Source organism: Romboutsia sp. BSD2780061687b_171204_C1, assembly GCF_015560225.1.
GTDB lineage: Bacteria > Bacillota > Clostridia > Peptostreptococcales > Peptostreptococcaceae > Romboutsia_C > Romboutsia_C hominis.
Genome location: NZ_JADMRK010000001.1, coordinates 500,285 through 524,388 on the forward strand (window position 1 = coordinate 500,285; position 24,104 = coordinate 524,388).

A 24,104-nucleotide genomic window follows, 5' to 3' on the forward strand; every position below is an offset into this window, starting at 1 on the left:
GAAGTATGAAAGAATATAAAAGACAACAACAAAATTTATATAAGTATACCTTAGCTAACACTAATCTAAGAGAAGAAAAGTCTACTTCTTCAAATGTAATTACTGTAATACCTACAGGCGCTAAGGTTCAAGTTATCGAAGCTGAAGAATATTGGTATGAAGTATTATATAATGGAAAAAGAGGATATATATATAGTGATTATTTATCTAAAACAGAATATACATGGACAGATGTTACTTTAAGATCTTATCCATCTGCTGAATCAAATCCAGTAACTACAATTCCTCCAAAATCTATAGTACAAGTTCTGTCAGTAAATGGAGATTGGAGTCATGTTATGTATAATAATCAAGAAGGATATATATTTAGCTATTTTCTTTCTGATGATGGAAACCCACCTAAAGAATATGATTTTAAGTACTTTTACACAGATATGACAAAGTTTGTAAATGATAATAAAATTAAAAGCCCCACTACAAATTTAATTACAACAGATTTAAAAAATAAGCTTACTTATATATTTGAAAAAAATCATGATGGTTCATGGAATTTACTTTATAAGTGGTCATGTACAGTAGGAAAACCTAGTACACCAACTATTAGGGGAACTTTTTATGTTAGCGGTAGAAAGCCTTACTTTGGTTCTGATATTTATAGGGTAAAATACGCTACTAGAATCCGAGGTAGCTACTATTATCATTCAATTTTATTTAATGCAGCAGGAACTGAAATAATTGATGATAGACTTGGTATGGCTTTGAGCCATGGATGTGTTAGATTAGCTACAGAAAATGCTAGGTGGATTTATAATAATGTATTAGATAAAACTACTATAATTATAAACTAACTGATAATTTAAATTCATTTTAATTTCTTTTAGTCTATAATTTTCAGATAATATGATTAACATAAGATATATTTGAATATGAATTAAGCATAATGTTTAATCTTTATAAGAAGGAGGAACGAATCGTTCCTCCTTGATTTATATATTATTAAAATTGAGAATAAATATAATTAGATAATATATTTTATACTTTTTTACACATCTATCTTTTATATTATATAAGCATCACTAAATCCTTTAGATATAGCTTTGTTTTTAAGATTTATAGCATTTTCACTATCCTCAAAAGCTCCTATACACACACGATATAGTTTTTTATTATTCACTTCCTTATTTACAAAAGATAAAAGCTCTTTTGATATTGTATTTGCTATATTTTCCAGGAAATAACTATTAGATAGATTTTTCTCAAATTCTATATTTGATATAAAATCTATTTCTATTAATAGTGCAGGCATTGTTGTTTTTCTAAGCACATAAAATTCCTTAGATATTTTCACTCCTCGATTTTTAGTATTTATTGATTTTGATAGGGAATTACAAATGTTTTTAGATAGATTATATAGTTTTGAATTTTTGTCGTATACCCATACTTCGCATCCTCTTACTGATTTATTACTTGATGAGTTTAGGTGGATGCTTATAAAGTAATTACATTTTTCTTTGTTTGCCTTATTTACTCTTTCTTCTAGTGTGTGGTATGTATCATTTGTTCTACTTGTTATTATAGTTTCATTTGATTTTTCTAATGTATTTTTTATTAAGTTTCCTACCTTTAAGACTACGTCGCTTTCTTTTGAAAACTCTCCCAATGCTCCTGGATCTTTGCCACCATGACCAAAGTCTAAGTACCATTTCATATTATCAACTCCTTTTTATTAGATTCTATTAGAGAGATGCTTTAAGTTAAATTAATATATGTGTATGAGTTTAGTTTGTCCTTAAAAAACAAATTGTATGGTTACAATTAATATTGAGAATTTTTATAAACACAAATATAATTAACTTATAAGATACTAAAAATTTGGAGGGAGTAAAATGGATAATAAAACTAAAAAAATTGTAATAAATGGACTTATGATAGCCTTAGTATGCCTTGCTACAATGACTATTCAAATTCCAATACCTGGAACACAAGGATATGTAAATGTAGGTGATAGTGTAATATTTATTTCATCAATTTTATTTGGACCATTTACAGGAATGATTGCAGGGGGAGTAGGTTCAGCACTAGCAGATATTTTAAGTGGATATTCTCATTGGGCATTATTTACTCTTATTATAAAAGGTTTAGAAGGATATATAGTAGGTGTTACTATATTAAAAAGACATACAATGATAAATATGGTTTCTTCAACTTTACTAGGAAGTATAGTTATGGTAATTGGTTACTTTTTAGCAGGTATATTATTAAATGGAGGTGTTTTAGTTTCAGCAGGTTCTATACCAGCAAACATAGTTCAAGGAATAACAAGTATAGTTATAGCAGTTCCTATTACTTGCTCTTTAAGAAAAACAAGTTATGTAAAGCGTCTTAATGCTCAACACTAAAAATAAAGTCAAGGATTTTTATCCTTGGCTATTTTTATTATATTAAGCTAATTATAAAGAAGAAGGATATAAAAAAGAATTGATATAATAGTTTACAAAATTAATTTTTTAGCATACCATATGATTAAAAGTGAATATGATAATTTGATGAAGGAGATTTTATGAAGATAATACGAATGTTAAAGGCTCTAGGAGATGAAACTAGAATAAGAATAGTCAATATTTTAAGAGAAGGTCCATTATGCGTTTGTGAAATTGAATCAATACTTAGAATTACACAATCTAATGCATCTAGGCATTTGAATAAGTTAATGAATGCTAATATAGTTACTTATTACAAAGAGGCAAAATATGTGTATTATAAATTAGATGAAAAAACTTTAAAAAAATATAACTTTATAAAAGTTTTTTTAGAAAATGAATTAGATAAAGAGGAAAAATTAAAATATGACTATGATATTTTAACAGCCTATAAAGATGCTGGATTAAATTGTGAAAATGTATCTAAAGTTAAAGATATAATTTGTAAAATTAACAAAAGAAAATCACTTTAGGAGGGAAGAACATGAGAATAGCAGTAATATCAGATATACACAGTAATATATATGCACTTGATAAAGTTTTATTAGATATTGACAAAAAAAATGTAGATATGATAGTATGCACAGGTGATCTAGTAGGATATGGAACTCGACCAAATGAAGTTATACATAGGATAAAGGAAGAAAATATACTTACTATAATGGGAAATTATGATGATGCTATAGGAAACTCTAAAATAGTATGTGGATGTGATTATCCAGATCCTAAAGATGCTCATAATGCTGGACTTTCAATGCATTTTACAGGGAAAGAAATAACTGAAGAAAATAAAAAATATTTAAGAAATCTTCCGAAAGAAGTAGTATTAATTTTTAACAATAAAACTATAAGATTTGTTCATGGAAGTACTAGAGTAATAAATGAATACTTAAAGGAAAACTCTAAAGAAGCAGATGAAGTTATGAACGAGTTGGTAGAGGATATATTAGTTTGTGGTCATACGCACATACCATATGCAAAGTATTATGGAGAAAAATTACTTGTAAATGCAGGAAGTGTAGGAAAGCCAAAAACTAATAGACCTGATGCAAATTATGTAATTATAGATATAAAAAATGATGATGAGTTAGCAAAAACGTATTCAAGTGTTGAAGTTGAAATAATTGAAGTAGAATATAATTTTGAGAAACTAGCAAAAGAAATTGAGGAAAATGAAATACTTCCAAATAAATTTGCAAGACTTATAAGAGAGGGTAACTCAAAATAAATCTATATTTAAGATAACATATTTATATTAAATATAAGTAAACATATTCATAAATTTGAATATGTTTATATAAGTAAGAAGTATTTGTTGAAGTAGCAAATAAAACCAGATACTAGTTTGTAAAATAAAATTATATAGAAGGTGAATAATTGTGAGAATAGAGATTTTTGAATCAATGAATTATGGAATACAAGGTTTAACGGATACATCTAAGGATATGAAAGCTTCAAAATTTTATCAAGATTTAAATATGTTAAAGTCTCAATATAATGATATAGAAGTTTTAACTTATAAGGTGGATGTGTATGGAGTTAGACCTAAAAAAATAGATTTTTTAATAAATACAGGTGGAAATAAGTTAGTTAAGGAAATGAGCAATAAAAAGTTACCTATAATATTTGTAAATGATTAGATTATCCAAATATAGAAGAAATTAAAGCGTATATACAAGCTAGTAACTAGTTTTAAATATAAAAGCATAAAAATAATGAGGAGTGATTCGTTCCTTATTTTTATTTGTATAATATGTAAAAATATAATTGAAAGACTAAAAAAGCAATATATGAAAGGTATATAAAGTATTATGGAAAAAGAAACAATATTCTTGTTTAATTAATTTTAAAAGCTAATATAGGTGTATATATTTGATACAAATCGTAACTATTATATCTAACCTAATCTATTATATAATTATAAATAAAAGGGGAGATTTATATGTCAAATATTAAAAATGATTGTAATATTATTCAAAATCATATAAAAAAATCAAAGTCTAATCTAAGTGTATTTATGTATACAACTAACGCAATTATGTTTATGCTAATGACACCTTTTGTTAAACTTCACGAGAAACACTTTAATAAAGTTGAAGAATATGTAAATATCCTTAATGATTATTGTAAAGAAAATAATTTAGATATAAAATTTGATAATTTTTATGAGGTTCAAAACTCATCTATTATGTACAGTCAAAAACAGTTAGGGTCATTAACAATTAAACAATATGAAGCAAGAATAAAATATTTAAATACTCTTAACGAGAATATTGAGTCTTTAAAAGGGTGTATATAAATAATTGTGAATCGTAATTAAATTATTTATATATTTTTATAACTTAATAACATAAATAAAAAGTGATTTAGAATAATTTCTAGTCACTTTTTTTATTTAACTAAACATTTTTAAAAGGTCTTATTTTACAATATATTAAATAAAAAAATTAATATATTAATACATTTAACTGTAAATTCTACCAAAAAATATAAAAAAATTAATAAGACGACTAAAAATGGCAAATTTCGACAAGGTAGATATGTATAATTAATATGGTGAAAATCAAAATAACAATATCTGGTATTTAATAAAGAAAAGGAGATAAAGTATGAACATAGTAAAATTAGGATTTTTCGGATATGAAAATATGGGAAAAGAACATGAAGGATTCAATCACTTCTTAGGAACTAATGAAGAAATAATATACTCATTTAAAGGAATAAGAGATGAACTTGTATTTACAGACAAAAGAGTAATAATGCTTAATATCCAAGGATTAACAGGAAAGAAAAAAGAATTTAGGTTTTTCCATTACAACAAAATAAACAGCTATGCAATAGAGAGTTCTGGAAGTTTTGATTTAGATAGTGAAGTTAAGTTAGTAATAGGTAGTGTTCAATATGAGTTTGAACTAGGCAAAGGCATAGATGTAATGGCTATAGGTAGATTAATAAGTGATGCAGTATAAAAATTTTTAAATAGGAATAATAAATTTTGTATTAAGGAGAGCAATTATATGAATAAGTTTTTAACTAAAATTAGGGAAATGGGTGCAAAGAAAGTAATAAGCTATATAGTTACATTTGTAGTAGCAATTTTCCTAGGAATAGGTATGGGAGCATCTGGTATGGTATCAAAAGCTGACTATGACGAATTAAAATCAAAGTATGATAAAGTAAGTAATGAACTAGAAAGCTCAAAGAACACAGTAAATGAATTACAAGCAAAAGTAGATGAAGCAAAGCCATTTTTCGAAATGAAAGATGCAGAAAAAGAGGCTATGAAAATAGAAACTCATAAAAAAGAAGAAGAAAATAAAAAAGAGCAAGAAAGAATAGCCAAAGAGAAGAAAAAAGAAGAAGAAGCAAAAAAACAAGCTGAATTAGATGCAAGAAGTATAACTTTAGGAAATGGAACTTATTTAGTAGGTAAGGATATACCAGAAGGTGTATATGATTTATATGCTGTAAAAGGTGGAGGAAATGTAATGTCATCTGACTTTAGAGTAAATCTAATAATGGGCGTAAGTGGAAATGATGATTTTTATCAAAGAGAAGAACAAAATGTAGTATTAAAGGATGGCACTAATATAGAGCTAAAGGGAGTTACAATAAAATTTGTTCCAGATGATGGGTACGTTATAAATAACTAATAAAAAAAGAGGAACGAATCGTTCCTCTTTTTTTATTTGGATGTGTTATATACTAGAGATAAAATTTATAGTAGGAGTAAAATGCTTATAAATTTAAGATTATTCATTTAATATGCAGATAAACTGGAATTTATATATTTTTTCATTATATAATTCGTTAGCCTTATACCATTTCTCTCAACAAATTGTTTTTTTATTACTTTATATCTACGCTTTTCAAAAAATGGTTTTGCAGTTATGGATGAATGAGTTATAAAAAAGATTTATTCCATTTATAAATATCAATATTTCCTGTAGCCCATACATTTAATTGTTCTTGTGTATAGTCTTTTGCATTAATGAAATGAACAGTATTATAAAACAAATCTGCTATTTTATCACAATCACTTGATTTATATTCCCTTATCTTCATATTTTTTTTCCTCCGAAATTTCTATTTAATTTAAATACATACTTGGTCTTTATTAAATATCTTTTTAAAACTTTATATATCTATATTACAACTTAATTTAAAAAAAGTAATTAATTATCAACAATTATTTAAAATAGAGCAAAATAAAAAAAGACCAGTTTTTTCTAGTCTTTTTATTGTTTATAATTTTATATATTATTTAGTATAACAAGTTTATATTTTAAGTTATTAATTGGTTAATTACAATATTTTTCAATACTATTTAAAATTCAAAGATAAATAGTTTTTCAAGGGGAGTATTTAACTCCTTTGAAATTCTAACAGCTAATTCAAGTGAAGGATTGTACTTTGCATTTTCTAAGCGAGCTATAGTTTATCTTCTAACATTAACTTTATTAGCTAATTCTTCTTGGGTTAATTCATTAAATTGACGATACTTTTTTTAATTACTAATAAACTTTGCCATAATTTTAGTTTCCTGTATCAAATTTATAAGTTAAAAATGCCACCTGTTAATGTGATATATTGATATCTCTATATTACATATATATCACACTCATTTTATATTATGACTTAAATTTAAAAAATACATCTTAATAAATATTAAGAGCTTCTTAATATTTTCTTAATATTTAAAAATTACTATTATGCTAGTATTTATATTAATAAACAAATCAAATTTTGAAAGGAGATAACTTATAATTATGTCGAGTCTTTATCCATTTATTTGTGTAATATTACCTTGTTTAATATACCAAATATTTGCTATAAAACAGGGAGATTTAAAAGAAAAAACATATTTAGTACCACATTTAATATGGGTATATATTTTCTTAATTTATATTTATTTAGCAATTAGTGTAGCAGGGATTGGTAGTGTATGGGATATAGGTCAATATAGTGGAATTATTAGATTAGAAGAAATAAATTTAATTTTATTTAACTCAAATGGTATTTTGACTTATATTTTAAATATTATTATGTTTATGCCTTTAGGATTTTTACTTCCTTTGATTTGGGAGAGATTTAGAAATCCTATTAGAGTATTTCTAACTGGAGTAGGCTTTTCATTAGCAATTGAGATTTGTCAACTATTCAACCATAGAGCTACAGATATTGATGATTTAGTAATGAATTCTTTAGGTGCTGTTTTGGGGTATTTTATATGGATATTTGTAAGCAATTTATTTAATAGTATAAATAAAGAAATTGCTTTTATATCTAAAAGTGAAGATACTATGGATACATATAAAACCACTATGTCCATATCTAAAAATGAGGCTATCATATATCTTATATTATCTGTTTTAGGAGAATTTTTCTTGTACAATTGGTATATTTTCCCTAACTAAGCTATTATATATTAAAAAGATAACTTTTGTATTGTATAATATCAATAAATCAGATGGTTATATGTTAAATAATTTAGATACTAATTTATTGGGGAAAAGATTGGGGGATTATATTTGATAATAACAACTTTAGTTGAGAATACTACAATATCAAAAGAATATAAGAAAAAACATGGATTGTGCTTACATATTAAAACTAGAGAACATAGTATTTTGTTTGATGTAGGTCCAGATGATACATTTATAAAAAACGCTAGAAAGCTAAACATTGATATTTCTGATGTTGATATAGTTATTATTTCTCACGGACTATACTTCAATAATGAAGTTTGCAAAATATTATGTAGGGCTAGATGCTAAAATTAAGAATAATCATAGAATTGTTTTAATTGATGGTAATTATAAATTAGATGATAGTATATATTTATTTTCAAATGTTAAAGAAAATAATTTAATTCCAAATTCAAATAAATCACTACTAAAAAAAGAAGAAGATAGATATGTTCAAGATAATTTTAATCATGAGCAAAATCTTATTTTAAAAGAAAACAATAAATATACACTTATTGCAGGTTGTTCTCATCGTGGTATAACTAATATTATAGAAACAGCAGAGAAGATAATTGGTAACAATTTAGATATGACTATTGCTGGATTTCACTTGTTCAATCCTGTATCAATGAAAAGTGAGAGATTTGAATTTATTGAGTTAATGAGCGAGAAACTATCAAATAAAAATATGGATTTTTATACTTACCACTGTACAGGTATAAAGCCATTTAGTATACATACTATTATATAGTTAAAAATGGTTTAAATACATTTAGAGATGAATTAATAAAATTAAGTTTGACATTTCTTTATTTTGATAGGCTTTACAAGGGTTGAAGATATTAGATTTTTTTAAAACTATTACCTAAATACAAAATTAAGTAATAGTTGAAATTTGCATTCTTAAATTTTATCATTTTTATTATTTATAAAATACTTATAAAACAATGAACTAAATCCTCCTATTCTAGAAGTTATAATAGAATCAATAAGTTCAATCATTGGCATAATAACCATTCCTTTTAATTTTTAAATTTTTATAATAATTTGGGAAATGTTTTCCAAAAAAGACTATTTTTCTACAATATTTTCTGATAATATATTAATTATACAGTTAATATTTCTTAAAAAGGATGTGTTGAGAAATGAAAAAAATATTAATTCCTATTGATGGAACAGAAAGAAGCCAAAAATCTTTAGATTTTGTATCAAATAATTTTTCTAAAGATGAAGTTGAAATAGTATTGATAACTGTTAGTGATATTAGCTTAACTAATATTACAAATCCAATGATTATAGACATGAAGATAGAAAAATCTCAAAAAGAAGCAGGTATTATGTTAGAAAAGTTTAAGAATAAATTGCAAGGATATAAAGTAGAAAAATATTGGATATTGGGAGATCCAGGCAAAGAAATTATATCAAAATCAATAGATGGTAAATTTGATGAAATAATAATGACCAAATCTACTAAAAAGAACTTTATTGATTCTATAGGTTCTGTAACTTTATATGTGGTAAAAAAATCTAAATGTACAGTTACTATAGTACCTGAATAGTAAGAGGATTAAATTTTAAAGATTATATAATTAAAGAAAATATATAATAAATGCAAATAATATAGATAAAAATAAATCAAAAGTAGTATAATAATTAATAAATAAAATTTCATAAAAAAGAAAAAAGAGCGTATTTACTAAAATGTAGCAATTTCAATAGATACACTCTTTTTTTACTATTTTTGAGAATTTAAATTTAGAAACTTGTTATAAACTTTATGTATGAAGAATTATTATATATATCTTTAGAGTTTTTATAAATAAAGTAAGTGAACAAAAGCTTACTACTAAAATTCCAAGAGTTAAAGCTATATATTATCTAACTTATAATTAGATATTCTATTTTAGAGGCTTAGAATACACTTCTTTTAAATAATTAAGTCTATTAAGCATTTTATTTAAGTTTTTATCAACACTTTCATGTGTTTCTTTTCCTTCATAACCTAATTCTTTATTTACATCAAATTCATCATCTACTGCATCAGCATCAACTTTAATTGTTGCAGACATAACCTTCCATTTTCCATTTATTTTGGAAAGATATACTACATAATCATTTCCTGCTCCAGCATCATATATTTCTCCAGTATCTTCATCTTCATATGAACAATTTTCAAGCATATAAACATTAACTTTTACACAATCACCAGACCTCACAAAAACTTTATAGTCAAATTCAAAATTTTGTGAAAGAACTTTTGTGTAATTTCTTTTATAATTAGTAGATTTTGCTGTATTTCTTGCTATTAGATATTTTTTAAAATTTTCATTGCCAACTGTTGAAAAATCATTCTTTCCGCCACTATAGTTGTAATCATCTTTGATGAACGTTTCTAATACTTCTTTTATAGAATCTTTTTCAAATATAGTGTGCATATATATATATATACTAAAAACAAGAATAATTGATAACCCTAGTAAAAAAGCAAATAATTTGTTTTTAGTTTTTATCATGTGATAACCTCCCAATATATAATCGAATAAAGTAGATATTAACACCAATCCTATTATCCAGTATATACACCTACTATCGTATATTTATCTTTTCTTATTTTCTTAACTTCTACAATTTGATATTTTTCTTTTATCCAGTTATCTTCATATTCAACACCATTGCCTGTAATAAATACAGTTGAGTATCCGTCAATACTTTGAACTTCATAGTGTATTCCAACCAAAAATGTATCATTTCCTTGGGTATCTGTTAATTCAGAACTAATTATATTATAGTCATTAAGTATATTTATAGTTTCACCTTCATCATTTACATAATTCTCATAACTATCTTTTAGATATTTCTCAAATAATAATTCCCCTATCTCTGTTTTATTAGCCGTAGATGTTTTAATTATAGGAGAATTATTTTTTACATCTTGTTCATTTTTACTACATCCTATTATTAATACAGAACCAAATATAATACAGCATAATATTATAATATACTTTTTCATATAACTTACCCCCACTCCTTTAAAACAGATGTTTTCGTTGCTGTTATAAAAAAATACTATTCAATAAAACCTGTATAAAAATTTATAAATAAACATATTCTGGAGATTAAATATCTCTTTTAAACTCTAGATATCTACTCCCTTGAAATTTCAAAGTCCCTACATCTCCTTCAACAATCATACCAAATTCTTTTCCTGAAACACTAAACTCCATTCTATCAGTACTTTCAAACTCAAATGTAATATAATAGTTTGTAGATGAACCTCCGTTATGATGTACTCCATTTGAGTCAACATGTCCAGCGTGTCTTATAACTTCACTTCTTTTAGAAACAACTTTACTTTTTACATCTAATATAGGTTGTTTATTATTGTAAGACCATTGATTAACACCTTTAATAGTATTAATTAGAATTGTACCTAAAATAATAAAAAAGATTATAAAAAACATGACATTAAATAAGTCAAAAGTTGGATCAAAAAAATACATATCCATAATAGATACCCCTCATTTCGTATATATTTTAAAAATGTAATTTATGCTAATTTTAAACTATAGATTCATTCATGTGGTAACAAAAGAGATACATTTTTGATTATTCTTAAAAAATACATCCTAAAGAAATATAGTAAAAAAGCCCTTAAAATCTAAATAAATAGATTCTAAGGGCTTTAACTTTATGTAAAATCTATAAATATATTTATTTGATAAATCTTAAATGAGCATTCATAGTATCAGTATATTCTAAATTAATTATATTTTTATTTAAAAATTTCTTTAATATTAGAAAAAAGTCCCTAAATATTTAAAAAAAATTGTATTATATATCGAAAGATAATTTAGGAGGTGAAAATATGAGTAATATTGACATGTTATCTGTATCAAGAAAAGAAGTAAAGTTTTTAGTTTCTCTTATAGATAGAATTTACTTGTTAAATTATTTAAGTAAAGTATTAACTCCAGATAAATATGGTGATTATAATGGCTATAAAACAAGAAGTGTATATTTTGATAGTATTGATAATGAAGATTTTACACAAAAGTTAGTAAAAACTGAAAAAAGAAAGCGTGTAAGACTAAGAATATACAACACTACGGATACTTTTGCTAAGTTTGAAATTAAGCGAAAACATTTAGACAGAGAATTAAAAGAAAGTATAACAATTTCTAAAGAAGATGCAATAAAGTTAATAAATGGAGATTATTCTGTACTATTAAAATATAATAATAATCCTCTTTCACATTATGCATTTAATCTAATGAAAACTCATAATTATAGACCAGTTTCTATGGTTGAGTATGATAGGAGAGCATTCACACATGAAAGCTTTAATACAAGAATAACTCTTGATAACAATTTAAGGTATACAAACTTTAATTATAATTTATTTGATGAAGATATAAACTTCAAACAAGCTATGCCTAAGGATCAAACTATTCTTGAAGTTAAATATGATAGATTCTTGTTTTATCAGATACAAGAAATTTTATCAAAATGTAATTTTATTGGGAAGCCTCCAAGCAAGTATGGAACATCAAGACAATTATTAAATAGATATTATTATTAGACAGGAGATGATATTATGAATCAAATTTTAAAAGGAAATATAGATATAAACTCAATAATTCAAAATGCACAAACACCAAAATTTATTATACAAAGTATTATCATGACTATTGTTTTTTCTGCAATAATTTATTATACATATAAGCTTTCATATGATACGCTAAATTATAACAAGAAATTTAATATAACACTTGTTATGATAGCTTTTCTAAGTACTGTTCTTATGGATTTAATTCAAAGTAATTTAGCCATATCTCTAGGAATGCTAGGGTCATTATCAATAGTAAGATTTAGAACAAATATAAAAGATTATAGAGATATAGGATTTATTTTTTGGAGTATGTCAGTAGGTCTTGCATCAGCCACACAAAATCTTTTTTTATGTCTAATAAGCTCTTGTTTAATAGCTTTATTTATGATTATTACGGGAAAAGAAAGCAAGTGTGGAAATAAATTATTGCTAGTAATAAGAGGTAAAGAAGTTAATTTAAATACAATTCAAGAGATACTTGATAAATATAAAATTAAAAATAATATAAAAGCCAAAAATATATTAAGTGATTCCTTTGAACTAGTTTACGAGATAAAGGTATCAAATAATCAAGATAATTTATTGATAGATGACTTACTAAAGTTTGAAAAAATAGATAGTGTAAATGTATTAGCACCAAGTACAGAAGTTATATAAAGAACAAAAGCAGATAGTTTATTAAAATATCTGCTTTTACTTATTGGATGATATACAAATTAATAAATTAAATCAAGAAACTTCTATTAGTAATGTAATGGGACATTATCAAAATTCATTTTATCAATAACAAAAAGTATATAGTTAATTAAATAGAAAGTTATTTATTATATAAAACTAGCAAATATATTTTAAGAATCAGGATGGGAATAAAAATTATGTCAAAAGAGGTATTTCAAAATGGTGATATAAATGAGATCGTTGAAGAAAATATCGGATTTATAATAAATACAATTTCAAAAGTTACAGGTAAATATGTTTCAATTGAAAATGACGATGAATTTAGCATAGGCCTTATGGCTTTTGTTGAAGCATTAGATAAATATAATCAAGAAAAAGGTCCATTTTTATCATTTGCAAAGATAGTAATTGAAAGCAGAATAAAAAATTATTTAGCAAAAGAGAAAAAAAAGGTTGATGTTGTATCAATAGATTTATATAAGGAGATAGGAATAGACATAAATAATATCTTATATAATCCAATTGAAGATAAAACAGAACTTATAAATGAAATACAACAATTTAAAGAAGAACTTAATTTATTTAAATTAACAATGGAAGATTTAATAAAAGAAGCACCAAAACATAGTGATACAAGAGAAAATGCTATTAATGTATCAAAGAAAGCAAGTAAAGACCTTGAGGTTACTGATTTTATGTATGAAAAAAAGAGACTTCCAATAAAAAAAATCTCTTTAAAATATATGGTTACAGAAAAAGTGATAAAGAGAAGTAAAAAGTTTATAATTTCACTTATAATAATTTTCTTTAAAAAATATAGAAATCTAATGTTATGGATAGGGAAATAGAGGTGACTAAGCTTATGTATTACAAAGGTATCGTTATGGAATTAAATAAAGACCATGCAATAGTTATGATAAATAGTGGGGATATGTTAAAAATAAAAATTAAAAAGGGGCTATTGATTGGGGATGCAATTATATTTACTGAAGAAGATATAATTAAAGAAAGCAAAGTTATAGAATTTAAAAATAAAAAATGGATAAAGCCATTGGCATTAGTTGCATCAATTTTCTTTATAATTATATTTAACTTTTCAGGTAAAGACAAAGAGCCTATATCTAATCCATATGCATTAGTAACATTAGATATAAATCCAAGTATAGGGCTTGAAGTTGATGAGAATAAAATAGTAGTTAATGCAAAAGGTTTAAATAAAGATGGAAAGAAAATGAATATGAAAGATTTAAATGGGAAAAGTCTTGATGAAGCAACTAAGATTATTAGATCCTATGTACAAAGTAATAAAGATATAAAGAATAAAGATTCAATGATAGTAGGATTTGCATTTTTAGAAAATACAAACAATAAAGTATTTGAAAAAAGTATCCAAAATATAATAAGAAAGAACTTTAGTGGAGTTGAAATAGTTTATATGTATGGTTCATCACAAGATAGAGAAATGGCAATTGAAAAAGGGATAAGCCTTGGAAGATATAAAGCAGATGAGATAATAAATGAAGATTTATTAGAAGATACTATAGAAAATATGTCTGTTGATGAGCTTATAAATCTACTAAAAAATAAATCTACTCCAGTTTATTTAAATAAAGAAATAAAAGATGAACTTGAAGATAGATATGAAGACAATAAAGATAATGACGATAGTGATAGTGATTATAATGACAGCAACAAAGATAATGACGATAGTGATCGTGATTATAATGACAGTAACAAATATGACGATGATAAAGATCGTGATTATAATGACAATAACAAAGATGATGAAAAAGATCGTGATTATAATGATAATAACGAAGATGATGACGATAAAGATCTTAAATATAAAGATAATAACAAAGACGATGATAAAGATCATAATTATAATGATAATGATGAATAAAAAATATAGACTTATAATTAAAAAACAATAAATGTAAAAATATGGTACAATTTACAAATAAATTTAATTTCAATTAGTATCTAAAACACATTTAAAGTAAATATATCTAGGAAAAATGCCCTTGAAATCCATTTATTTGGGTTCTAAGGGCTTTAACTTTATTTTATAAATACCTAATTACAGTGTATATTTTAAATTGATATACTTAATGTTACTTTTTAGAATTTTTTCCAACTGGAATACTATCATTATTTATAGGGTTATCAAATGATGGTGGAGTAATATTTATTTTAGTATCATGGTTAGGTCCAGGAGTAGATAAGTCAAAATATAACTTAGAATCTTCTGTAACCCCAAAGTCTTTATTTGAGCCTGTACCTTTAACTTTATTTAGTGCATCTCTAAATAAAGCATTATGTGCTTCCTCTCTATTAAGTAAGAAATCAATAGTTTCTCTAACGTATTTATCTTCAATTTGTCTATATAAGTATTCATATACAACTTTTGCTCTTTGCTCTGATGCTATATTAGATAATAAATCTGCAACTAAATCACCTGTTACAGTTACATAATTTGCACTCCATGGTGCTCCTGATGAATTTATTAATACAGGTGATAATCCAGTTAATACATGTGTCTCTATCTCTCCTGAATCAACAGCCTTATAATCTACATCATGTCCGTTAAGTAAGTTTATAGTTTGAGCTACCATTTCCATATGACTAAGTTCTTCTGCAGCTATATCTAAAAATAAATCTTTTATAACAGGATCTTTTATTCTAAAACTTTGTGCCATATATTGCATAGCTGCTTTAAGCTCTCCATTACCTCCACCTAATTGTTCTTGCATTAAAACTGCATATTGAGGGTTTGGTTTTTCTACTTTTACTTCTCTTAATAACTTTTTATCATGCTTAAACATTTAAATATGTACCTCCATTTGATCTTTGGTTAAAAATATATTTTCCAAATTAATGGAAATTATTCTTATTTGAATAAATAATGTGTTAATTTTAACTTTATGTAAAGTAGATAATTAATTTCTAAAGTAAAATTTAAGATATATTTAGAATTATTATATGGATTGTAAATTATTTTTCAAAGATATATTATTAAAGTAATACAAATTAATGGGGGGTTCGATGTATAAATACAATAAATTATTTAAGTTGACAAGGGCATTAACATACCTATTTATACTTTCCGTACTTATATTGATTTTTACTGGATTTATTATAGGAGAAGGAGAAATAGTACAGTATAGTGTAGGTTTTTTTGTCATAAGTTTTATTTCATGCTTAGTCATAGGAGGAATTTCATTAATAATAAAAATCATATTTTTAAACTTAATGGATAGAAAAAGAAGATTAATTAATGCTTTAAAAGATTTTTTATGTTCATTTATAGTATTATTTATTTTAGAATTTATTCTGAAAAGTTCAGGTATAAATTTAGGTAGTATCTTTAGTATAAGTTTTGGAAGTGCGGTAGGAATAAATTTTGGAGATTTAATATTCTTTAATCACAAAATTTAACTAGTCACTAAGAAGTTTTTTTATATATAGTAAAAACTTATAGAAAATAATACTTATAATCAATTCTAGGGGAATTTTATATTAATTAAGGGACAAACATTTACATACTCATAAATAACTTGTTTTTGTTATATTTTACTAGAGTTCTTAAAATCTAAGTTCGATGAACAGGGTAATCCATTCCCTATACTGCATATGAAATTAAAATTATATTATAACTAAATAAATATAAATAGAGTAATAATATTATTACTCTATTTTTCATTCAAAAAACATATGATTTAATGAAAATATTCAATTATTTGGTAATTGGAAAATAATTGAATATTTAGTATAATATAATAAAGTTTGCAAACGTTATATTACGGGAATTAGAACTTTATTATATTATTAAGTAAATATAAATTTGAATTGGAGAATAATATGAAACCAAAATCTAAATACAATATAAAAAAGGGATTTAATATATGTTATTTTGCATTAGTTTGTTTTTGTTTCATTTTAACTATCATTAGGTGGATTAATAGTTTTAATAGTGATATTGTATTTATTAATAACACTATTACTTCACATATATCAAATTTTTCTTTAAGTATGCTTTTTTACTTGGCTTATGGTTATATTATGGTCTTATTTGATATTAAATTTCGATATGTAATTGTATTAGGTATAAGTTTGATTTTAGGAAATTTTGCATATGAATTATTTTTAAGCATTATAAACACGAAAGATATTGTTGATGCTATATATGGGTTAGCAGGATCTTTATTATCATTTATATACTTAGTATTAATGAAGAAATATGGGTTGATTTTAAATGAACAAAAAGATAAATAATATACCAATCTATCACTTGGATTTATGAACAATTTTAATATATTACGAATTATTATTTTTAAATATAAAAAGGCTAGAAATTGATGTATTTTCAATGTTTCTAGCCTTTTTACTTACTATTTATCACGAAAACATCTGTTTTAGTGTACATATACAAAATACTAATTATGTAAAGCTATCGGAAGATGAAATAAATACTGTTCTTGCCGATAATCAATAGAAGTTGAATCTTACTAATAAACAGACGCAAGGTTGGCATAAAAAATGTATGTGTCTTGTAGAATTTGAAAAACAAAGTAAGATGGATGACTGGTTAATAATAGATAAAATTGAAGATGTATTGGTTGGAACAAGTATCCCATACAATTATGATAAATTAAGATTCTAAGAGTATTTTTCTAGATATCTTTAAATGTTTTTTAAGATTAGTTAAAATTAAATTTAATAATAATTTAAGCTTAGTTTAAGTTTAGTTTAATTATTATGATATATTATAATAATTAAAAAAACTAGATTTCTAGAAAGGATCTGATTAAAATATCACAATTAATTGCAATAATTACCGCTATTTTAAGCTTACTAAATTACTCATTTTGGACAAGTAATAATCTTGATTCTTTATTTAAATTATTTAGTGTAAGTGCACAAGGATTATTAGTAATACTTACAATTTTTGCTATGATATCTTATTCTGGAAAAAAGCTTACATTCAATTATAGAAATTGTCCTTATAAAGTATTTACTATAAGATATTCAATATTATTAATTTCGTTATTAGGAAATTTATCTATATTCATTGTCTTATTCCTAAATTTTATAGGAAAAATAAATGCTTTGTAATTTAATTAGAATATAACTATTTACTAAATTTCATTTTAGAGATTGGTTACGTATTTTGTATAAAGTTAATGACATTAGGACACATTTAAGTGGAATTAAACAGGGTATATATAATAAAACTTTACAACAAGTATACACGGTCCTTTAATAATAAAAATTGATTAAGGAATAGGTGATAAAAGAAATACTTACGTATATAAGCAAAATTAAAATAGATAGTTTTTTATAAGGAAGAGTGCTTGATCTAGAGTAAATTGAATATCTCGACAGAGTATATGACAACTTAAAGGAAAAATAAATAATAGAAATTTTTCTGTTTTAAATGGATAATCTTGGGCATAAAAAATATTAAATAAAAGATTATAATAAATGACAGGAGATGAGTTAAATGTGTACGCATGTTCACATTTCAAGCAACAAAAATAACTTTTATTGGGGAAGAACTTTAGATACTTCTTTTAATCCATTTGATATTGGCTCAAAAGTAACTATTGTTCCTAAAAATTTTACTTTAGATACACAAAGTAAACCATGGAAAACAAAATATGCTTTTTTAGGTATAAGTCTATCAGGCTCTACTTTATTTTTTGATGGAGTAAATGAAAAAGGACTTGCTGGAGGACTTTTATTTTTAAAGGCATGTACATGGGATAAAAAAGACAACATAGAAAATGAAGGTCTTACAGCTATTAATAGTGGTGAAATAATTCTTTGGATTTTAAGCAACTTTGAAAATGTTAGTGATATAAATAAAAATATATCAAAAGTTGCAGTTACTGGTGATGATATTCCTTCATTAGGAGAGTTAGGAAAAGGAAACCCTATTACTGCTCATTATACTTTTACAGACAAAATGGGTAATTCAGTCGTATTAGAACCAACAAATAATGGACGTTTTAGAATTTTTGATAATAATGTAGGCGTAATGGCTAATGACCCAACATTCGATTGGCATATGACTAATTTAGCAAATTATATTCAAGTACAAGGATTTAATAGACAACAAAATCATTTAAACAATAAAACAGCAATTACGCCAATTTCAAATGGTACAGGTCTACTTGGATTACCAGGAGATTATACTTCACCATCAAGATTTGTACGTGCAGTATATTTAAGAAATCTTATAGGAGAAGTTAGTGATGAAGAAGCACCTGCTCAATTATTTAGTATTTTAAATTCTGTTTGGGTTCCAAAGGGAGTTATGCGTTTTATTGAAGAGAAAGATGATTCAGATTTTTCAAGTTATATGTGTGCATATGATCAAAATTTAGGTAAATTATATTTACGTGTTTTTAATCATATAGATACAATGGAATTCTCTTTAGAAAATGTCAGAGAAAATGAGCTAGTAACTTATTCAATTAACTAGAAATTAAGGAAAATAATTTTTATAAAAAAGTATTAAAAATACTAACATATAGATATTATATGGTTTTAGTGTATATAGTAATAACAAGCAAAAAATACATAAGATAGTGTTATATACGTTAAAATCAACTAAAAAAGAGTATGTTTGCTGAAATATATTAATTTCAACAGAGATACTCTTTTTTAGTTATAACTTTTATTTATATTTAAATCGAAGCTTATAGCTATTACAAATTACACATGAAATTTCATCTAAGAATATATATTTTTTATTATGACACACTTACACCTTATTTTATGGGGGAGGATATTTATAAGTATATTACTCATGATAAAAAGAAGATAATAACGGTTAATGATAGTGAGCATGCTAATATTTGGTTGGATTATAATGATAAATATAAAAAGAAGGTACTAAAGTTTATAAATTCAAAGTAAATATATAAAAACATTCTTTTACTTGTATTAAGGTTAATTAGGGGGATTATATGATGAAAATAATAAAACTAATTGTAATAATTTTTTTATTAGGTCTATCAATTGGATGTATCAGTAATGATAAATTAAAAGAATTAACTAAAGAAGAAAAAGTAGAGGATTTTAATTATTATATAAATACAATGAAAGAAAATTATGGCAACTTCGATGTATTTTATAATAAATACAATACAGAATACTTAGATTTATATGATGTTTTTAAAGAAGAAATAGAAGACAGTAATAGCAATGAAGAATTTTATAACAAAATGAACGCTTTAATAAATTTACTTGGAGATGGTCATACAAACTTAATATCACCAGATAGCATAGATTGGTATATAAATTTATATAAAGGAAGCTATCAAGGTAATGTTTTAAATGATAAAGATTTAATAGATAAAAATAAAAAATGGAAAAACTACATAGGTGAAAATAATAATTTACAAAGTTTAAATAAAAAAATTAATGAAAAGATTTCTAAAAATTATAAGGGTAATATAGAAACAAAGATAATTGATGATGAGATAGCGTATATTAAAATTAATAGTTTTGGAGAATTTACTAATGAAGATATTAATAAAATAAATGAGTTATATAAAGATATTAATAATTATAAGGACTATATTATAGATATAAGAGGTAATGGAGGTGGTAATAGTAAATTATGGATTGACCATATAGTAAGTCCTATTGTAAACAATACATATGAAAGCACGACATATGCACTTCATAAAGACGGAAAAATAACAAAAGAATATTATGAAGCGAGAGGAAATAATTTAAAAGATATAAATGAATTTCCTAAAAAGGATATGTTAAAAAAAGTGAGAAATATAGAAGATTATAAATATTACACTGAATATAAACTAAAATTTTCTAATGAAAGTATATTTGATGGTATAAAAAACAAAGAAGGTTATAATGGAAATATATATTTACTAGTAGATAAAGGGGTATTTTCATCAGCCGAAGGATTGGCTATATTTTGTAAAGACAGTGGATGGGCAAAAGTTGTAGGAAATGAAAATAGCGGTGGGGACGGCGTAGGTATTGACCCTATAGTATTTAAATTACCAAATAGTGGTCTAGTTGTTAGAAGTACAGCAGAGAAAGGTTTAAATGCAGATGGAAGCAGTAATTTAGAAAATGGAACATCATTAGATTTATATATGAATTCCTTAGATGATTTAATCGATTATATAAAAAATGATAATTAATAGTTGTAATACGTTTATCAAATCTAGACATAGAGAATTAATAGATAAGTATAGCAAAGAAGGGTGGTAGAAGTTTACTAAATTTAATTACAAACTCTATCTTAGTAGGTATATTACAAAAACTATGAAAGAGTTGTTTTATTTTGTTTAGTTAATAGTTTTTAAATGTATTTTTAAGGGTATTTATCATTTTAAATAAGTTAAGTCTAATTATAGAAATGCTAGTCAAATATATTTATCATACATAGTTAAAGGAGCATAATAAAAATGAAGTATTTTATTGTTGAAGGAAAACTAAAAAATAAAAATCCAATTGATGAAAATATCATGAAAAAGCACATGGCTTATTCTCAAAAGGCAATGGATGAAGGATTAATATTAATGGCTGGACTTAAAGAAAATATGAGTGGAGGACTATTTGTTATGAAGGCAGAATCTATTGAAAAAATAGATGAGTACCTATCTAATGAGCCACTTAAACTTTCTGGTATACAAGATTACAACGTTATAGAATTTTTACCTCATTATTTTAATCAATCGCCTAGTGAATGGTTTAATAACTAATTTATAAAAAATTAATTGAACGTATTTATAAAACTAGTATGTAAAAGGTAGATAAAATTAAAAATAGACTATAAAATAACTGTACTTTAGTGATTTAAATATATAAATGCTAAAGTTCAGTTATTTCTTTAGTTTATATATTCTACAAAATATATCTTATTTGGTAAGTTTTCTATTCTTATATATTTTACAATTATACTATAATTAAAGAGTTTAGAATAAGATAGTTAATATTTATTAATAAGGAGGAACGAAACGTTCCTCTTTTTTATTTAATAAATAACCCAATAATATTGAATAATAACCCAAAATGGGTTATTATTTAATGGGTGATAAAAATGGATAATTTAGGAAAAAAACTCAAAGAAGCTAGAAAAAGAAAAAATATAACTCAAGAAGAACTAGCTAAAAGGATTGGAATAAGCAAACATGCAATAGCAAAATATGAACAAGGGCAAAGAGAACCTAATTTAAAAATACTTACAAGTATTATAGATGAACTTGAAATGGACTTTTGGGAAGTAGCACAAGATGCTAATTTAGAAATAGAAGCAGCACCTCCTTATGAAGAAGGTATTAAATTTGGTGATGAGGTATATGAAAAGGCTATGAAAAAGCTAGATGGAATGTTTAAGGAAAAGGATATTAAGTATCTTGATAAAGAGGAAATGTTAAAGAAGGTGCTTTATGAAAATAGAGATTTAGGAGTTAACAGAAGGCTTATTTCTATGTGCCATAAGGAGTATTGTAAGAGGTTTGGTGTTAAGAACAATGGTGTTATAAGCTTTGATAGTTATACATATTTTGATGATTTTAAGAGGGAGTTTTATGATGACCTTGTAAGGGCTTTATTGTTTACTGTTGAGCTTAAGATGAAGGAAGCTGAGGATAAGATAAAGAAGGAGAAGTAAATGAGTAATATACATATGGATTTGAAATGAATTTATTTCACTTAGTTTATTATGATGCAGTAGGTAGAGGAGATATACATAGTAGGTTAATGGATTTAGATATTATAAAAAATTGATTAAAAATTAGAAAACGAACTAAAATGTTGTTGAATATATTTTAGTTGGGTATAAATATAAGAAAATAAAAATATAATAATGAAGTATTTACTAAAAATCAATAGGAATTAGATACTTATGTTTTTTAATAAGTACGAGCATTAAAATAAGAGGTGTTTAAAATGTTTGATAAAATAGTATTACCTTATGGATTTCACGATTTAGAACCGTATATAGACGAGGATACTTTAGAAATTCACTATGGAAAGCATCTTCAAACTTATGTTAATAATCTAAATAATATATTAAAAGGCTATGAAGAATTTACTAAAGGAAAAACATTAGAAGATATATTAAAAAATGTATCTAGTTTACCAGAAGAAATTAGACAGTCTGTAATAAATCAAGGTGGTGGAGTTTACAATCATAATTTATATTTTGCAAATTTATCTCCAAACCCTTGCGAAATACCAAAAGGAGATTTACTAAATAAGATAAATGATACTTTCGGTAGTGTTGAGAACTTAAAGAGTGAGTTAAACAAACTTGCTATATCTAAGTTTGGTTCAGGTTATGCATCTTTACTTATGGATGAAAATAAAAATTTATATGTAAAAGCTACATCTAATCAAGATACAACTCTTGAACAAGGGTTAACACCTATACTTACAATAGATGTTTGGGAACATGCTTATTATTTAAACTATCAAAATCGTAGAGCTGAGTATGTTGAAAATATATGGCATGTAATTGATTGGAGTAAAGTCGAAAAATTATATGAGAAGTAGATGATATTTTGAGATAAAATAACATATAAAGATAAGTAAGAGCTACCTCATCAGAAACATTTTTAACTTCACACTTATTATAAATAGGTTCTAAAATCTGTGGGATTTTATCTAACTAATTTATCATAGTCTTTGTGAAATGGATAATTATATACTGTAAAATGAATTAGCATATGCTATATTTGATTTAGTAGATGAAGGTAAAAAGCTACTATATGAAAAGCATAATTCAGATGAATATAATATTGATGTAAATTGTGGTGAAGTAAGAGGTGTTATACCAGACATGATGAAATATTAAAAAATAAGGAGGAACGAATCGTTCCT

At 24.5% G+C, this 24,104-nt stretch carries 32 protein-coding genes; 24 read left to right on the top strand and 8 right to left on the bottom strand.

Features of this window, described 5'->3' with window-relative positions; translation table 11 throughout:
- Positions 1 to 5: 5 nt before the first annotated feature.
- Positions 6 to 848, top strand: a complete 843-nt coding sequence (locus tag I2H23_RS02590; protein ID WP_195580999.1) for a L,D-transpeptidase family protein — start codon at positions 6 to 8, stop codon at positions 846 to 848.
- Between the two features lie 209 nt (positions 849 to 1,057).
- Here I2H23_RS02590 and I2H23_RS02595 read toward each other — a convergent pair whose 3' ends face one another.
- Positions 1,058 to 1,708, bottom strand: coding sequence for an N-acetylmuramoyl-L-alanine amidase (locus tag I2H23_RS02595; protein ID WP_195581000.1), 651 nt, complete (start codon positions 1,706 to 1,708; stop codon positions 1,058 to 1,060).
- Between the two features lie 178 nt (positions 1,709 to 1,886).
- On the opposite strand from I2H23_RS02595, the gene I2H23_RS02600 reads away from it, so the two are divergent.
- The 7 genes from I2H23_RS02600 (at position 1,887) to I2H23_RS02630 (ending at position 6,133) form a co-directional block, all read left to right on the top strand.
- Positions 1,887 to 2,399: an ECF transporter S component gene (locus I2H23_RS02600; protein WP_092926403.1), complete on the top strand. Its 513-nt coding sequence runs from the start codon at positions 1,887 to 1,889 to the stop codon at positions 2,397 to 2,399.
- Between the two features lie 161 nt (positions 2,400 to 2,560).
- Positions 2,561 to 2,953 carry an ArsR/SmtB family transcription factor gene (locus I2H23_RS02605; protein ID WP_092926401.1) on the top strand — a complete coding sequence of 131 codons (393 nt, stop codon included), beginning with the start codon at positions 2,561 to 2,563 and terminating at the stop codon, positions 2,951 to 2,953.
- An 11-nt stretch (positions 2,954 to 2,964) separates the two neighbouring features.
- A complete protein-coding gene (locus tag I2H23_RS02610) occupies positions 2,965 to 3,708 on the top strand; it encodes a metallophosphoesterase family protein (protein ID WP_195581001.1) in 744 nt (247 codons plus the stop codon).
- A gap of 151 nt (positions 3,709 to 3,859) precedes the next feature.
- On the top strand, positions 3,860 to 4,120 hold the full coding sequence (locus I2H23_RS02615; protein ID WP_195581002.1) for a hypothetical protein: 261 nt from the start codon (positions 3,860 to 3,862) through the stop codon (positions 4,118 to 4,120).
- A gap of 302 nt (positions 4,121 to 4,422) precedes the next feature.
- On the top strand, positions 4,423 to 4,779 hold the full coding sequence (locus I2H23_RS02620) for a hypothetical protein (protein WP_195581003.1): 357 nt from the start codon (positions 4,423 to 4,425) through the stop codon (positions 4,777 to 4,779).
- 310 nt (positions 4,780 to 5,089) lie between these two features.
- Positions 5,090 to 5,449, top strand: coding sequence for a PH domain-containing protein (locus tag I2H23_RS02625; RefSeq protein ID WP_092926393.1), 360 nt, complete (start codon positions 5,090 to 5,092; stop codon positions 5,447 to 5,449).
- Between the two features lie 48 nt (positions 5,450 to 5,497).
- Entirely contained in the window at positions 5,498 to 6,133 is a 636-nt protein-coding gene (locus I2H23_RS02630; protein WP_092926391.1) for a hypothetical protein, read from the top strand.
- Between the two features lie 250 nt (positions 6,134 to 6,383).
- On the opposite strand, the gene I2H23_RS15580 is transcribed toward I2H23_RS02630, so the two are convergent.
- Entirely contained in the window at positions 6,384 to 6,545 is a 162-nt protein-coding gene (locus I2H23_RS15580; protein WP_330615386.1) for a hypothetical protein, read from the bottom strand.
- 262 nt (positions 6,546 to 6,807) lie between these two features.
- Positions 6,808 to 6,915 carry a helix-turn-helix transcriptional regulator gene (locus I2H23_RS15685; RefSeq protein WP_166506233.1) on the bottom strand — a complete coding sequence of 36 codons (108 nt, stop codon included), beginning with the start codon at positions 6,913 to 6,915 and terminating at the stop codon, positions 6,808 to 6,810.
- Positions 6,916 to 7,249: 334 nt separating this feature from the next.
- Here I2H23_RS15685 and I2H23_RS02645 point away from each other — a divergent pair, with 334 nt between their 5' ends.
- The 4 genes from I2H23_RS02645 (at position 7,250) to I2H23_RS02660 (ending at position 9,507) form a co-directional block, all read left to right on the top strand.
- Entirely contained in the window at positions 7,250 to 7,897 is a 648-nt protein-coding gene (locus I2H23_RS02645) for a VanZ family protein (protein WP_207733510.1), read from the top strand.
- A 114-nt stretch (positions 7,898 to 8,011) separates the two neighbouring features.
- Entirely contained in the window at positions 8,012 to 8,257 is a 246-nt protein-coding gene (locus tag I2H23_RS02650) for a hypothetical protein (RefSeq protein WP_195581004.1), read from the top strand.
- Positions 8,220 to 8,699 carry a hypothetical protein gene (locus tag I2H23_RS02655; RefSeq protein ID WP_195581005.1) on the top strand — a complete coding sequence of 160 codons (480 nt, stop codon included), beginning with the start codon at positions 8,220 to 8,222 and terminating at the stop codon, positions 8,697 to 8,699. The genes I2H23_RS02650 and I2H23_RS02655 overlap by 38 nt, the downstream gene beginning before the upstream one ends.
- 394 nt (positions 8,700 to 9,093) lie before the next feature.
- A complete protein-coding gene (locus I2H23_RS02660) occupies positions 9,094 to 9,507 on the top strand; it encodes a universal stress protein (RefSeq protein WP_195237047.1) in 414 nt (137 codons plus the stop codon).
- Between the two features lie 339 nt (positions 9,508 to 9,846).
- Here I2H23_RS02660 and I2H23_RS02665 read toward each other — a convergent pair whose 3' ends face one another.
- The 3 genes from I2H23_RS02665 to I2H23_RS02675 all read right to left on the bottom strand — a co-directional run bounded on the left by I2H23_RS02665 (position 9,847) and on the right by I2H23_RS02675 (position 11,454).
- The gene (locus I2H23_RS02665) at positions 9,847 to 10,461 is read right to left on the bottom strand and encodes a hypothetical protein (RefSeq protein WP_092926379.1); all 615 of its coding nucleotides are present in this window, start codon (positions 10,459 to 10,461) and stop codon (positions 9,847 to 9,849) included.
- 53 nt (positions 10,462 to 10,514) lie between these two features.
- Entirely contained in the window at positions 10,515 to 10,958 is a 444-nt protein-coding gene (locus I2H23_RS02670) for a hypothetical protein (RefSeq protein ID WP_195581006.1), read from the bottom strand.
- Positions 10,959 to 11,064: 106 nt separating this feature from the next.
- Positions 11,065 to 11,454: a DUF2500 domain-containing protein gene (locus tag I2H23_RS02675; protein ID WP_330615387.1), complete on the bottom strand. Its 390-nt coding sequence runs from the start codon at positions 11,452 to 11,454 to the stop codon at positions 11,065 to 11,067.
- 359 nt (positions 11,455 to 11,813) lie between these two features.
- Between I2H23_RS02675 and I2H23_RS02680 the strand changes: the two genes are divergently transcribed.
- From I2H23_RS02680 to I2H23_RS02695, 4 genes are all read left to right on the top strand, one after another.
- Positions 11,814 to 12,527, top strand: a complete 714-nt coding sequence (locus tag I2H23_RS02680) for a polyphosphate polymerase domain-containing protein (protein WP_240275970.1) — start codon at positions 11,814 to 11,816, stop codon at positions 12,525 to 12,527.
- 15 nt (positions 12,528 to 12,542) lie between these two features.
- Positions 12,543 to 13,214 carry a DUF4956 domain-containing protein gene (locus I2H23_RS02685; RefSeq protein ID WP_195581007.1) on the top strand — a complete coding sequence of 224 codons (672 nt, stop codon included), beginning with the start codon at positions 12,543 to 12,545 and terminating at the stop codon, positions 13,212 to 13,214.
- Between the two features lie 218 nt (positions 13,215 to 13,432).
- Positions 13,433 to 14,083 (top strand): sigma factor, encoded by a 651-nt coding sequence (locus I2H23_RS02690; RefSeq protein ID WP_195581008.1) that lies wholly within the window; start codon positions 13,433 to 13,435, stop codon positions 14,081 to 14,083.
- A 14-nt stretch (positions 14,084 to 14,097) separates the two neighbouring features.
- Positions 14,098 to 15,138, top strand: coding sequence for an anti-sigma factor domain-containing protein (locus tag I2H23_RS02695; RefSeq protein ID WP_195581009.1), 1,041 nt, complete (start codon positions 14,098 to 14,100; stop codon positions 15,136 to 15,138).
- Between the two features lie 211 nt (positions 15,139 to 15,349).
- Here I2H23_RS02695 and I2H23_RS02700 read toward each other — a convergent pair whose 3' ends face one another.
- Positions 15,350 to 16,060, bottom strand: a complete 711-nt coding sequence (locus I2H23_RS02700) for a manganese catalase family protein (protein ID WP_166505194.1) — start codon at positions 16,058 to 16,060, stop codon at positions 15,350 to 15,352.
- Positions 16,061 to 16,280: 220 nt separating this feature from the next.
- Here I2H23_RS02700 and I2H23_RS02705 point away from each other — a divergent pair, with 220 nt between their 5' ends.
- The 8 genes from I2H23_RS02705 to I2H23_RS02740 all read left to right on the top strand — a co-directional run bounded on the left by I2H23_RS02705 (position 16,281) and on the right by I2H23_RS02740 (position 23,777).
- Positions 16,281 to 16,673, top strand: coding sequence for a hypothetical protein (locus I2H23_RS02705; protein WP_195581010.1), 393 nt, complete (start codon positions 16,281 to 16,283; stop codon positions 16,671 to 16,673).
- 675 nt (positions 16,674 to 17,348) lie between these two features.
- Complete coding sequence (locus I2H23_RS02710) at positions 17,349 to 17,510, top strand: hypothetical protein (protein ID WP_243248172.1); 162 nt, start codon at positions 17,349 to 17,351, stop codon at positions 17,508 to 17,510.
- Positions 17,511 to 17,733: 223 nt separating this feature from the next.
- The gene (locus tag I2H23_RS02715) at positions 17,734 to 17,898 is read left to right on the top strand and encodes a hypothetical protein (RefSeq protein WP_330615388.1); all 165 of its coding nucleotides are present in this window, start codon (positions 17,734 to 17,736) and stop codon (positions 17,896 to 17,898) included.
- Positions 17,899 to 18,738: 840 nt separating this feature from the next.
- Positions 18,739 to 19,722: a linear amide C-N hydrolase gene (locus I2H23_RS02720; RefSeq protein ID WP_195581011.1), complete on the top strand. Its 984-nt coding sequence runs from the start codon at positions 18,739 to 18,741 to the stop codon at positions 19,720 to 19,722.
- A gap of 487 nt (positions 19,723 to 20,209) precedes the next feature.
- Positions 20,210 to 21,418: a S41 family peptidase gene (locus I2H23_RS02725; protein WP_195581012.1), complete on the top strand. Its 1,209-nt coding sequence runs from the start codon at positions 20,210 to 20,212 to the stop codon at positions 21,416 to 21,418.
- A 267-nt stretch (positions 21,419 to 21,685) separates the two neighbouring features.
- A complete protein-coding gene (locus tag I2H23_RS02730; RefSeq protein WP_195581013.1) occupies positions 21,686 to 21,982 on the top strand; it encodes a YciI family protein in 297 nt (98 codons plus the stop codon).
- Positions 21,983 to 22,320: 338 nt separating this feature from the next.
- A complete protein-coding gene (locus tag I2H23_RS02735; protein WP_195581014.1) occupies positions 22,321 to 22,893 on the top strand; it encodes a helix-turn-helix domain-containing protein in 573 nt (190 codons plus the stop codon).
- A 278-nt stretch (positions 22,894 to 23,171) separates the two neighbouring features.
- Complete coding sequence (locus tag I2H23_RS02740; RefSeq protein ID WP_092926355.1) at positions 23,172 to 23,777, top strand: superoxide dismutase; 606 nt, start codon at positions 23,172 to 23,174, stop codon at positions 23,775 to 23,777.
- A 147-nt stretch (positions 23,778 to 23,924) separates the two neighbouring features.
- On the opposite strand, the gene I2H23_RS15220 is transcribed toward I2H23_RS02740, so the two are convergent.
- A complete protein-coding gene (locus I2H23_RS15220; RefSeq protein ID WP_176698692.1) occupies positions 23,925 to 24,065 on the bottom strand; it encodes a hypothetical protein in 141 nt (46 codons plus the stop codon).
- Positions 24,066 to 24,104 lie beyond the last annotated feature (39 nt).